General features: G+C 41.4%; 11 protein-coding genes. 1 reads left to right on the forward strand and 10 read right to left on the reverse strand.

Annotated elements, in window-relative coordinates:
- Positions 1–167: 167 nt before the first annotated feature.
- On the forward strand, positions 168–701 hold the full coding sequence (locus tag ACQKMP_RS04980) for a GNAT family N-acetyltransferase (protein WP_379423512.1): 534 nt from the start codon (positions 168–170) through the stop codon (positions 699–701).
- A gap of 221 nt (positions 702–922) precedes the next feature.
- Here ACQKMP_RS04980 and ACQKMP_RS04985 read toward each other — a convergent pair whose 3' ends face one another.
- From ACQKMP_RS04985 to ACQKMP_RS05030, 10 genes are all read right to left on the reverse strand, one after another.
- Positions 923–1,897 (reverse strand): phosphotransferase enzyme family protein, encoded by a 975-nt coding sequence (locus ACQKMP_RS04985; RefSeq protein WP_427468923.1) that lies wholly within the window; start codon positions 1,895–1,897, stop codon positions 923–925.
- A 658-nt stretch (positions 1,898–2,555) separates the two neighbouring features.
- Positions 2,556–3,182 carry a type 1 glutamine amidotransferase family protein gene (locus ACQKMP_RS04990; RefSeq protein ID WP_283911136.1) on the reverse strand — a complete coding sequence of 209 codons (627 nt, stop codon included), beginning with the start codon at positions 3,180–3,182 and terminating at the stop codon, positions 2,556–2,558.
- A gap of 109 nt (positions 3,183–3,291) precedes the next feature.
- Entirely contained in the window at positions 3,292–4,254 is a 963-nt protein-coding gene (locus tag ACQKMP_RS04995) for a helix-turn-helix transcriptional regulator (RefSeq protein WP_427468924.1), read from the reverse strand.
- A 649-nt stretch (positions 4,255–4,903) separates the two neighbouring features.
- Positions 4,904–5,860 (reverse strand): pectinesterase family protein, encoded by a 957-nt coding sequence (locus ACQKMP_RS05000; RefSeq protein ID WP_427468925.1) that lies wholly within the window; start codon positions 5,858–5,860, stop codon positions 4,904–4,906.
- A gap of 27 nt (positions 5,861–5,887) precedes the next feature.
- Positions 5,888–6,778: a dienelactone hydrolase family protein gene (locus tag ACQKMP_RS05005; RefSeq protein ID WP_340968558.1), complete on the reverse strand. Its 891-nt coding sequence runs from the start codon at positions 6,776–6,778 to the stop codon at positions 5,888–5,890.
- Between the two features lie 11 nt (positions 6,779–6,789).
- Positions 6,790–8,151 carry a glycoside hydrolase family 28 protein gene (locus ACQKMP_RS05010; RefSeq protein ID WP_076283265.1) on the reverse strand — a complete coding sequence of 454 codons (1,362 nt, stop codon included), beginning with the start codon at positions 8,149–8,151 and terminating at the stop codon, positions 6,790–6,792.
- 22 nt (positions 8,152–8,173) lie between these two features.
- Complete coding sequence (locus ACQKMP_RS05015; protein ID WP_339246692.1) at positions 8,174–9,295, reverse strand: glycoside hydrolase family 88/105 protein; 1,122 nt, start codon at positions 9,293–9,295, stop codon at positions 8,174–8,176.
- Between the two features lie 110 nt (positions 9,296–9,405).
- Positions 9,406–10,509 carry a glycoside hydrolase family 88/105 protein gene (locus tag ACQKMP_RS05020; protein WP_427468926.1) on the reverse strand — a complete coding sequence of 368 codons (1,104 nt, stop codon included), beginning with the start codon at positions 10,507–10,509 and terminating at the stop codon, positions 9,406–9,408.
- Between the two features lie 41 nt (positions 10,510–10,550).
- Entirely contained in the window at positions 10,551–11,426 is an 876-nt protein-coding gene (locus ACQKMP_RS05025; protein ID WP_042186649.1) for a carbohydrate ABC transporter permease, read from the reverse strand.
- A gap of 21 nt (positions 11,427–11,447) precedes the next feature.
- On the reverse strand, positions 11,448–12,416 hold the full coding sequence (locus ACQKMP_RS05030) for an ABC transporter permease (protein ID WP_427468927.1): 969 nt from the start codon (positions 12,414–12,416) through the stop codon (positions 11,448–11,450).
- Positions 12,417–12,507: the final 91 nt, after the last annotated feature.

A 12,507-nucleotide genomic window follows, 5' to 3' on the forward strand; every position in this document is an offset into this window, starting at 1 on the left:
TTGGACTATTTTTTTAGGGTAAGTTTTAGTAAAATATCCTTACAATAATAAAGGAGTGTGTGCCAATGATTGTCACCCTGATTTCTCTACGGTTCAAATTTCAACTGTAAACAGGGGGCATTAATGAACACGTCCCCGTTTGCAAGATATGGGGGATTACAGTGTCAATTAACAAATCACTTTTCTCTGGGCAATTAGTTCGTTTATGTGCATCCCGCCCTGAAGATGCCACAACCTTGGCGTTATGGAGTGAAGATGCGGAATATCTAAGGAACTTGGATACTGACTTCGTCATGCCGGATTCTGTTGAATCATTCGAGAAATCGAACAACAATAGTACAAAAAGTATGGAATTTCATTTGCGAACTATCGAAAGCGATATACTTATTGGATTTGTTGCTCTGTTTAGCATCGAATGGAACAATCAATGTGGAAAAATGGCAATTGGCATTGGCGATCCAAACTTTCGGGGCAAAGGCTACGGCACTGATGCGTTGCGTTTGATTCTAAGGTATGGATTCTATGAACTGAACTTACATCGAATCGGACTCGATGTCATCAGTTACAATAATAGTGCAATCCATGCCTATCAAAAAGTCGGATTCCAAGTTGAAGGCACGATGCGGGAATCTGTACTAAGAGACGGGCAGAAGTATGATCGTATTCTAATGAGTATCCTGCGAAACGAATATCAGAAATAACGAAAACAAGCTTTTCTTAAAATCGGTTTGAGCAATTTCGAGTCCATCCATCACATTTGTGACCTAGAACCAAGCCCCTTTTCGAGGGGATATTTTATTTCACCTATAAAACTTGCCGCTACTTGTGATAAGGTTCCGCACTGTCTGTAACGGCAAGTTTAAAGGCCATCCTTTGTGGGATGGCCCTTCCTTTTCTGGCTTTGTTAAAGTATCGTACCCGGTTAACACAAAAAGTCCATATCAATATAGGGAGTGTTATTTAACAAATTTTCATAGTAGAAGCGTCGGGCTTGCTCATCCCATTCGCTCCAATCAGGAGCGTTAAAATCTCTGCTTCTATAGAGCGCGGCTAAAACTCTAGCTTGCCTTAAATTAATAAATAATGGGATTTTGTTTAACCAATCTTGACTCACAGTATTTTCCTTACAATAGCCGTTTAAGAAGTTGCAATAGTAACGCTTTGCAATCTCCTTCCTTACATCTCCAGACACAACCCACGGAATAGGGATTTCATAAAATAATGGTGTAGCAATATCAGAAACAAACCAGCTATATTCCGCGTCATCATAGTCAATAATAAAGGCTTTGTCCCCATCATTAAGATAATTGCCAGGGCTGATATCCCCATGAATAAGACCGTACGTATCTTTTTCCTTGGGTAGAGCGCTAACTTCAGTAATTAAACGATCAAAGTTATCGTGTAATTCTAACGGACAGTATTTCTTAAATGAGGCTAATAGGGCATTATCATTCCATTCATAGCGTGAATGTTGGGACGAATAATTAAGTGAAAACTTATGTATTTTCCCGACCATTTGACCGATATTCTCATAAAACGTATTGCTCTCCTCGGCTATTACTGCATTTCTGCCGGGTGCTTTCTCAAAAGCTGTCACAACAAAGGACTCGTCAATTATATGAATAAGATCCCCTGATAAAGACTGAATGGGCTTCGCTACTTTCATTCCGCGATCGGCCAGGAACATGATAAAATCTAGTTCCGCTCTTGTTAATAATTCATTCCGATGTGTGACATGGGCAATTCTTAAAATAACTTCTCGATCTCCAACTACCCCGGAATAAACGAAATTTTGAAACCCATTTAATTCGAAAATTGAGTCTTCACGTATTCCAAAACATTGCGCGGACTGTCTCAAAATATCTTGTGTGTATAGTAGTTTAATCTTTTTATCCATATAACCTCTCCCCCTTTACTTTTATGGTATCAAAAGGTGCTGATTGAAAATATACTGAATTTGATTTAAAATCAAATTCTACACAAAAAGCCACATCAGAAAGCTTGATGTGACTTACAAGTGAATCCCCATTTTTTATGCAACTTTTCAGGGGTCGGGACATAAACCATGCGGCCATGAATGTACTTCTGAATTTCTTTTAGCAACTCTTCCGGAAAGATGATATCTGCATTTACATATTTTATGATAGCTCTGCTCCTTAAATTTTTTTTTTGAAAATTTAAGGGAGCAAAGTCATTCTATCTGACGGGGCTCATGAGATGCCCTCAGTGCGGGGCAACGCTTGTCGCGCATACGACACGCTGAAAGCTACGTCATCGAACGGATCGCGGCGGTAGTACAAACGCCAAAACTGCTGGACGATATTGTCGTTAGCCTCAATAAGTCGCGGAGCAAGAGCGTTGCTCCGCTTCAAAAAGAGCTATCACGATGACCCACTTCCTTTAGTGGGAAGTGACGAGATGTTCCACTCAAAAAACGATAGATTTAAGTACCTTAACCCTTTATGCTTAACTATCGTACTCCGTTAGAATTCCTGTTGAACGAACATTTATATTGTTACTCATGTGGCATTTTGTCCATATTAATGCTGATACCTTCATTGTATTGAATTCATCAACTCATAGTAATATTTAGAATCACTAGTCTTATTCAGGCTATACCAGGCGTCTAATGTTTTTGGAGAAAACACATCCAAAGCTTTCAAGATGTGTGCAGAAAATTCCAACGGAGCTATTCCAGATGCTGTGATCAGTTTTCCATCAGTTACAGCAGACTCCATTTTGTAATACTTTTCTCCTGTATAAGTGGGACAGATCATTTTAAGGTATTCCAGATCATTGCTTGTATGCCCACGTGAATTCAGCAATCCTGTCTGGGCAAGTCCCATTGTAGCACCACAAATCGCTGCAACCCATATACCTTCCCTTAAACACCTCTCAGCGATTTTTAAGAGGGGGTCGTGAATGGTTTCTGTCCATGTATCTCCACCGGGTAAAATCAATAGATCTGATCTTTCAATGCTGCACTCATCCAATTTGATGTCAGGCAGTATTTTCAATCCACCCATTGTAGTTACTGGAGTCTTATCAATTCCCACGGTAACTATTTTTGATGGGGCCAGCCCCTTTTTATAATATCTTCCCGAGTTCAGTTCGGCAGTTAAGTAGCCTATTTCCCAGTCTGCCATTGTGTCAAACACATAAAGATATACCGTATTATTCATTTGCAAGTTCTCCTTATTTTATAATTCATCAAGTGATACCAACCATCGGTAATCAATGATTATCATCATTATAAAATGACTTCACTGACATCCACTGTCAGTGAAGCTATTAAAGTTGATAATATTCCATTAACTCCGACACAACACCAACTAGTTTTTCCTTCAAACTCTGTGGTTCGATTACTTGAATGGATTTCCCGTAGGATAAGAGAAAATTAGGAACATAGGTATGAATTGATTTTTCCTCAAGTAAAAAGATTGCTTGATTTGATGTACGCTCTTTCAGATGATGCCCCAAAAACCAATGCAGGCATAAGTCATCCAATGCCTCTGAGCTACCTTCGATAATTAAAGCAATTAACCCGTCCTTGCCGACTAAATCAGGTAATAGATTTCGCAAAAAAAATTCCCGAGCCAAAAAAGCTTCGGAACGCTTAAATATGTTTTGAGTACGCTTGATTTGTAAAATCCGTTCTACCCGAAAGCTGCGAATCTCATTTCTCAGGTGGCAAAATGCAACAATATACCATTTATTGTTCCAGTAAACCATTCCATAGGGATCTATCACCCTAGTCTTGGGTTGATCATCACGGCGTGTGCGATAATCAATTTCTACAGAGAATTCGTTTGCTACAGCTTGCTCCAATTCCGCCAATACTGGCTGAATAGAAGGGTCTCCCTTACGGTTTATAACTTCAAATCCGTCTAAATGACGGCTGAGAACACCTTCCTGTTCCTGATTCGAATACATTTTCAATTTGGATGTCGCATTACCTAATGCCTCACTCAAAGGGTATCCGGCTTCTTTTGCAAAAACAGCAGCATGAAGAAGTGCTTTTTTTTCTTCAATATCAAATAGCAGAGGTGCTCTGATAAAATTATTCAGCAAGCTATACCCGCCATTATGACCAGTGTCGGATATTATAGGCACTCCACTGGCACCTAGCGCATCAATGTACCGATAGACTGTCCTTATATTTATTTCTAACTTTTCGGATATTTCTTTTGCGGTCATTTTAACGCCCGAATTCAGCATCCATAGGATTGCCAGCATATTATCGTTTTTTGGCATCACATATACCTCATCTTTTATTAGGAACGCTCTAAATTATTAGCTTTGCGAATCGCCTGCATCCCTTTATTCATCAATCTAACAAAATATAGAGGAGATTAGCTCATATAATGAACTAACCATCCTCTATTTATGTTACTACAATTAACTCAGTCTACAACTTTATTTGCCGAAATATTATTAGATAATCAATTTATAGGCATCAGGACCATTCATTTTATCAATAAGATATTCACTACAAACTAGCCTTCGACTTAACTTGAAAAAACATTCATAATCATTTTAATAATTGTAGTGACTATCCATTAAGTGATCTTGGTATACAAGGGCATTAACACTCAAAGCTAGCAAAATTTTTTTTAGTATTAAACAAAAGGTGGGGAAGAAATGCATTGGAAAAAGTATTTTATTCTATTGCTACCAACGATAATAATTGGGCTATTTTTATTTTACATTCTTCCAGCAATCCAAAGGCCTTATGTTTTAATAGTTCCTATGGTATTTTGGTTGATCTATTACTTTTGGAGATATATTGAAAGAAAACAAAAGAATAAATGATAAAGCGCTCATTCATTAAAAAACGGCAGCCTAGGACTTTGTTTCACTCGTCCAGGGCTGCCTCTTTTTTTAGACAAGTCAATTACAGTACCTACTTCCAAAAATCCGACCCAGCAAAAACAAACTTTTTATCCAGCGCTTCTCCCCCATCCTCAAAGCAATCTGCCCAAGGAACACGTTGCTTTCGTACATTAGCAGCATCCTTCACGCCATATTCCTGATAACCTACGGTTAGCTCATTGGCGGCATTATTCCAGTTATCCCAGCCCAAAGGATGAATATGCGAACCCATCTTGCAACCCACAAATACAGTCTTAGCGTACTCACGCCAAGGACGTCCTAGAAACACTGAAGTAATATCAGGGTCGGCTGTTAAGAAGCAATTCTTGAAAATAAAACCATGTGACTGTCGCTCGGGTGTCGAAGCTGCTGTTATATACCCTGCTTGATTCTCGCGATGACGCAAGCTTCGGATCTCACATTGATCGAAATAAGCCGTTGCACCGCCAAAAATAAAATCAACCGTTCCTTCTATATAACAATGCTGATACAACTGGCGATAATGGATATGATGATCTCTCAGTGGAATGCCTCCGAATGCCCCTCGCTCTCGTGGAGCAGGCGGCAAAGGTCCTGTAAATAACGTGTCTTGATACCCTTTGAAGGTACAATGTCTGAACACGGTTTGGTCGCAATGTGCATAAACGGCTACCGCCTGACCAATAGGTTCTCCCTGCCCAGCACTGTTGGTAATCACCAGGTTCTCTAAGACCAGGTCGGTACCTCCCAGAAATAACGTTGGTGTAGCAAACGTATTGATTTCTTCACCCGCTTCATCACGCTCTTTGGCATAACGATTCATGGTTATTTCCACGGTTCCAAGTCCAATGATCGTAAGATTAGAACGGTAAATTCTAACTGTCTCATGGTAGACACCTGACAAAATATAGAGCGTATCCGCTTGGCTAATTGGCTCACGCTCTAGCGAATTTATCGCCTCTTGAATCGTGTGATAATCGCAACAGGATTCTTTGCCTACTACTAGCATCGGTGGCTAAGTTCCTTTCTATGGATTTTAGAGATGCTTCGCCAAAAATTGCTGCCATAAAGTCCGCATTTCCAAGGTCTCCATATGCCCACCACTAGAAATGACAGGTTGCCAATGTTCTGATTTCCCTGCCGTTTGATAAGCTTCGGACAGCCCTCTATCCAAGAGTGCTACTCCTTCAGTGGGACATAGCCGATCATTTCTGCCTACCAGGCTCATTCGCGGGCGGGGAACGATCCGCTTTTGAATATCGAGCGTTGTGAAATACTTCAATAACCCGGGCACATAAGAATAGTAACCATGGTGATCTAGTCCTCTTACCGCAATTAGGGTATGTGCATCTACTTGACCACAAATATCGACAATCACCCCGACTCGTTCGTCTAATGCAGCCAGCCACCATGCCAACAAACCACCCATGGACATACCGATTGTTGCGATTCGTGACGTATCAATATCCTCACGTTGGCACATGTAATCTAGCATACGAATATTGTCATATAGCATCATGCCCCACATGACCTGCCCCTGCCACAGCATTTCCTTCACTAACTCACTCTCAGTTCTGCCACCACGCTCATTAAATCCCCACATGTCGATACAGCAAGCAGCGTAACCCATCTCTGTTAAGACTTTAGCAAAAGAGGGCTGTTGCAAATAGGAACTACTCTGAACAAACTCGTTACGTCCATTCGCGTAATTCCCTCCATGAGAATGATTAAAGATAACTAGTGGAAACGGCCCTTCCTTATCCAAAGGGATTGCCACATAAGCCGGCACCTGTTCAATTCCATTAAGATCCAGTAAAAGAGATACCAGACTATATCCGTCCCGCTCCTCTTGGTTCATCACAGTTACGGCAATCGGCTTATCCGACGGAAGATCGCCCAACAGTTCCTTCAGTTTATCACGCTCCATGGTTCCCTCCCTTACGGACACACATTCTGTTCTGTGGGCGAAACTGTAACTTGTTCTACTAGTTTTTCAGGCTTGCTCGTGTTCTTCGAATGACAATTCATGATCTCAATCGCTTCGCCATTTTCAATATAAAAAGCAGGCCCTTCATGATTCTCGATGGTCACCTGATGAAATTGCACATCCCTTGCATTGCCCAGAAAAAATCCGCGATTGTTCATGTTCTCGATCCCTGTCATCATATCCGGATGCCCGGGAACTGCATTGCGTGCCATGGAGATATCAATATTTGTAAAAGTAATCTCCGAAACATACTGCTCCGCAAGTCCATATAAGAATCCCGCAGATGCATGAACATTACGTGCGGTAATATTGGCGAAATGAATTCGTCTAAAGCATGGCGTTTCATCTGTAATCGGATAAGGATTTTTGTCCCACACATACTTCTCTTTCCCGCGTGGTCCACAGAAATAGTATAGATTTAGTGTGAACGGACAAATGACTTCTTCCATTACAATATTACTGATCCGAATATCTTCAATCGTCCCTCCGCGTCCACGTCTTGATTTCATGCGTATGCCACGATCGGTTTGTTTAAAGACACAGTTACTAATGGTTACATTACGAATATCTCCGCTCATTTCACTTCCGAGTACAACACCCCCATGCCCATGAACCATGGTACAATTGGTGATCGTGATATTCTCGCATGGAATGCGCTCTTTCGTATCTTCAGTTCCCGCTTTGATAGCAATACAGTCATCACCTACATCAATATTACAGTTACTAATCCGAACATTCGTACAAGATTCTGGATTAATACCATCTGTGTTCGGAGAATCAGCCGGGTTCAAAATAGACAGATTATCGATCGTCACATTGTAGCAGCCCACAGGATTAACGGTCCAGCTTGGAGAATTCACTAGCGAGACATCCTTAATCGTTACCCGCTGACAGCTATCAAATCCAATCAAAGTTGGACGGGGATATTCGAGCTCTTCCCGACGGTTCCGAAATATATCCCACCATGCTTTGCCATTACCATTAATAGTTCCGCTTCCGGTAATCGATACATTGACTAAACCTTTGCCATGAATACAAGGCGTATGAACCTGCTGCTTCACCCCTTCCCATCTGCATTCCACCGCAGGATAATTCACCGGATTCGTACTGAATGAAAGAATCGCTCCTGGATTTAAATTTAATTCAATATTGCTTTTCATAACAATCGCACCCGTATAGAAAGTACCTGCTGGCACATAAACGGTTCCTCCACCAGCCTCACTTGCCGCTTCAATCGCATGCGCAATCGCCCCTGTCGCTAACATCCCGCTATTCTTAAGCGCGCCAAAATCCTCAATATTATATACGGACATTTTATAGCACTCCTATTCTATATCAGATCCAGCCTCTTAATTGTTCGTACTCCACACAGGCTTGCAAGAAAGCACCGACACCCTTTTGGTCGTTAGTGACAATAGGCTCACTAATGTAATAAGCGAACGTGCCGTCTCGTTGATCTGCTCCACCTAACCCTGCTACTTGGCAATTCTTATTTAGATTGACCCATCCTTCTTTGGTCTCCAGAACAAACTCTGAGATAAGTCCTTGGAAGGCGAGATCTAACGGTTCGTACCAACTAGCCTCTAATACGCCTAATCGAATACCTTTTGCCATAGCATACACAATCATGCTAGAAGCAGAAGCCTCTAAGTAATTCCCTTTGCGTTGCCCCAGATTCACTACTTGATACCAGACGCCAGATTCAGGATCCTGATATTTCTTCACAGCTGATAAAGTATCGTTTAGAATACGCACCAGCTCTGGATAATCGGAATGCTCACTCGGCAATAACTCTAGAACATCTACTAAAGCCATAAGATACCAGCCAAGTGAACGCGCCCAAAAGTTTGGAGAGCATCCTGTTTCGCGGTCACACCAAGGTTGAAGACGCTGTTCATCCCATGCATGATATAACAGACCTGTTTCCGAATCCTTCGTATGCTTCTCACACAAGATAAATTGTTTCGTAACATCTTCAAGCCCCTGCCCTTCTTCAAAAGCTAGCAAGTAGGCTAAATAGAAAGGCGCGCCCATATAAAGACCATCTAACCAGATTTGATAGGGATAAATATTTTTATGCCAAAAAGCACCTTCCGAGGTTCGCGGATGTGTCTCTAGCTGCTTTCTAAATAAGGTAGCCGCTTGTTTATATTTTTCCTGCTTGGTTTCTTTATATAGCGTAAATAATAATTTCCCGTTGTTAATGTGATCGATATTGTATTCATCTAGTCGATAACCCTTAACGCTGCCATCCTCCTGAATAAAGTTATCCATCTGATCTTGAATGAATTGCAGATACTTCGCATCACCGGTTTGCTTCCAAAGCCATTCAAATCCATTCAATACGACACCATAGTCATACGTCCAGCTTCCGTTGTAGCCTTTATCTTCATAGAGCTTTGGTGTCCTCGCCATGATTGAGTCTGCTGTGCGGATTGCCCAATGTGATCTCTTCATCCCAACCCCCTGATTATCATTAAATTTAAGAATATCTTTCCCACAAAATAATAGGACTTGATTCTCAGTCCCAGAGAATCAAGTCATTGTCTAGTAAGAATTCAATCGAATCACCCTTGGATTAAGCTCTCCATCTCAACACAAGCCATCACCAACGCGCCTACGCCATGTAAATCATTTTTAACTTTAGGTCTAGTGACGTAACTCTCGTAATCTCCAGCCGAAGTACCGATACAGATGTCCGGCAAAATCAACCTATCCTGCTCATCCCACTGAATGATTTGGATTAACCCTTCATACCCTTTTCTAGCCGAGGCTGTAGCGACTTCCACATCGCTTACAATGCCATGCTTCACTGCTTTGGCAATCGTGTAGACGAATAAACATGAACCTGAGGTCTCCAGCCAATTATCCGGCTCATGCCCCTTATCTACGACCTGATACCAAAGTCCACTTACGGGATCTTGATAACGAATAAGGGCATCAACAAAATCACGTAAAGTAGAAGATAATTCAGCTCGGGCTGGGTCTTGGACGGCCAACAGATCAAGAAATTGCGACAATGCGAGACCATACCAGCCCAGCGATCTGCTCCAAAATTCCGGTGAGCACCCTGTCTCCGGGTTTGACCATGGCATCCGGCGACTCTCGTCCCAAGCATGATACAATAACCCGGTTGTCTCATCTTTCATATACTTACGCATTAACATCTCTTGATGGAGAACTGTATCACGCAAGCTAGGATCGCCATAGACATTAGCATATTTTAACGAGAATACGCCTGCCATATAAAGCCCATCTAACCACATTTGGTTAGCATATTTATCCTTATGCCAATACCCACCTTCAGAGGTTTTGTTTAACGTAAGCAATAAATTCCTCAGCTTCTCCGCAGCAATGCGATACTTGAGTTTACCTGTCCGTTTATGAAGATTAAACAGCAGTTGTCCAGCTTGAACAGCATCCAGCTCATCGCGGGCGAAATAAAAATTACCATATTCATCTACCAAATCATCCACGTATTCCTGAATATAGTTAATATAGCGGTCTTCTTGATAAGCATTCCACAAAAGCTCCATCCCACACAGAAATACACCTTGATGGTAATGCCAACGATGTGCTGGAGGAAGCTCTCCCGCTCTGTAAGTATCCATTAAAGAATCGCATGCCTTTTTTGCCCAATCCATTGGTGTTGTTGGTATCCTGCCAGTCATCTCCAAGCTCCTTCCAAAGAATAATCTCTCTCTTCCTCTTATTAGCCCTTCATAGAACCTAACATGGCACCTTTGGCAAAATGCTTCTGTATGAATGGATATACACAAACTATTGGTAAAGTAGCAACAACGATAACAGCCATCTTAATTGTTTGGTCTGGCGGCGGAACAGTTGTATCCAGTGTAGAGCTGTGATCCATACCGCTGGCAAGGACAACAATTTGTCTGAGCAGAACCTGTATTGGCCACTTCGAACTATCATCCAAATACAGAATCGCATTCATGTAAGTATTCCAATACGTAACCGCATAGAACAATCCGATAGTCGCTAACGCAGGTAAGGATAATGGCAATACAATTCGAAATAATATTCCGAAGTCGTTGCAACCATCAATTTTGGCCGACTCCTCCAGACCTTCAGGTATATTTTGGAAAAAATTCCTCAAAATGATCATGTTAAACGCACTAATTGCTGAAGGAAGAATAAGCGCTGCATAACTGTCTATTAGTCCCAATTCCTTTACCACGAGGAAGGTTGGGATCATTCCACCATGAAAGAGCATCGTGAATACAACCATAAAGTTAACCACTTTACGTCCGTCCAGATCTCTTCTGGTAAGAGCGTAGGCCATCAAAGAAGTTATAAACAAACTAAGGAAAGTACCGACTGCCGTAACACCAATGGAAACACCCATGGCTTTAAATATTGTATTCGTTGAAAAGATGAACTTGTATGCTTCCAGACTCCATACCTTTGGGATCAGTACAAACTTACTAGAAGCTAGTTCTGCACTCGTTGTGAAAGAGCCTGCTACAACGTGAACAAGGGGGAGCACAGTTATTAAAGCAATGATCGCAAGCAGCGTGAAGTTTATAGCAGAAAAAATTCTGCCACTGATTGTTTTATCTTCTACCATTTCTATTCCTCCCACAACATATCAATAAACGCCTTCTTCTCCCATTTTCTTAGATGCTTTATTCACCAACATAACCATGATCAAGCCGACAATTGATTTGAAGAATCCAATGGCTGTACTGTAACTAAACTGCCCCTGTCTCAGACCAGCAGTATATACATACGTATCGATAATTTCCGCAACTTCTCGATTCATGGAGTTAAGCAGCAGAAACACATGTTCAAATCCAAGATCCAGAACGGAACCAATTTTCAGAATAAATAATGTGATAATTACGCCTCTAATCGCTGGAAGTGTAATATGCCAGACTTGTCTGAGTCGTCCAGCTCCATCCATACGTGATGCTTCGTAAAGTCCTGGATCAATGGCAGCTATGGAAGCTAAATAAATAATCGTTCCCCAGCCTGCTTCTCTCCAAATCACCTGAATAATATACATGGGCCTGAACCATCCAGGATTCAGCAGGAAATTAATTTTTTCAAATCCGAAATAGGAAAGTAGCTCGTTGATAATTCCTCCATCCATCGTAACCATTACAAAAGAAATGGAGACGATGATAACCAACGACAGAAAATGGGGCAAATAGAAGATCGTCTGAAAGGTTCTTTTGAAAAAGCTGCCTTGAAGTTCATTCAACATCAGGGCAAGAATAATCGGCATTGGGAAATAGATAAGAATGTTTAATCCGAAAAGCACAAGTGTGTTCACTAAAATATTTAAGAAATCCGGCTCTGTGAACAACCTGCTGAAATGCTTCATTCCTACCCAGTTACTGCCTGTTATTCCTTGATAAGGTTTGTAATCTTGAAAGGCGATAATTAGTCCGTACATAGGAAAATATTTAAAAATAATAAAATATAGCACTCCCGGTGTTAGCATGACGTAGAGCCATTTATTTCTCCACAGACGCTTTTTAAGTTCACTGCTGCTTTTGTAAGTCTCACGCTTTATTTGTGGAGCTGGACTGGGCCGTGCGGTGAGTTCCTGCATGATTCTCTTCCTTTCTCCTTCTTTATTCAAACTCTTTATTTCTCCATGTGACTATGAAGAGAAAAGGTTGTTGAAACAAAATCAACAACCT

The sequence above is a fragment of the Paenibacillus sp. NPDC101420 genome (assembly GCF_050277435.1).
GTDB lineage: Bacteria > Bacillota > Bacilli > Paenibacillales > Paenibacillaceae > Paenibacillus_AQ.

Excerpts from the sequence above, each read along its gene's own strand:
- ACQKMP_RS05005 (WP_340968558.1), bottom strand. The coding sequence starts at position 6,778 with ATGGAGCGTGATAAACTGAAGGAACTGTTGGGCGATCTTCCGTCGGAT.
- ACQKMP_RS05015 (WP_339246692.1), bottom strand. The coding sequence starts at position 9,295 with ATGAAGAGATCACATTGGGCAATCCGCACAGCAGACTCAATCATGGCG.
- ACQKMP_RS05010 (WP_076283265.1), bottom strand. The coding sequence starts at position 8,151 with ATGTCCGTATATAATATTGAGGATTTTGGCGCGCTTAAGAATAGCGGG.
- ACQKMP_RS05030 (WP_427468927.1), bottom strand. The coding sequence starts at position 12,416 with ATGCAGGAACTCACCGCACGGCCCAGTCCAGCTCCACAAATAAAGCGT.
- ACQKMP_RS05020 (WP_427468926.1), bottom strand. The coding sequence starts at position 10,509 with ATGACTGGCAGGATACCAACAACACCAATGGATTGGGCAAAAAAGGCA.
- ACQKMP_RS05025 (WP_042186649.1), bottom strand. The coding sequence starts at position 11,426 with ATGGTAGAAGATAAAACAATCAGTGGCAGAATTTTTTCTGCTATAAAC.
- ACQKMP_RS04995 (WP_427468924.1), bottom strand. The coding sequence starts at position 4,254 with ATGCCAAAAAACGATAATATGCTGGCAATCCTATGGATGCTGAATTCG.
- ACQKMP_RS05000 (WP_427468925.1), bottom strand. The coding sequence starts at position 5,860 with ATGCTAGTAGTAGGCAAAGAATCCTGTTGCGATTATCACACGATTCAA.
- ACQKMP_RS04985 (WP_427468923.1), bottom strand. The coding sequence starts at position 1,897 with ATGGATAAAAAGATTAAACTACTATACACACAAGATATTTTGAGACAG.
- ACQKMP_RS04990 (WP_283911136.1), bottom strand. The coding sequence starts at position 3,182 with ATGAATAATACGGTATATCTTTATGTGTTTGACACAATGGCAGACTGG.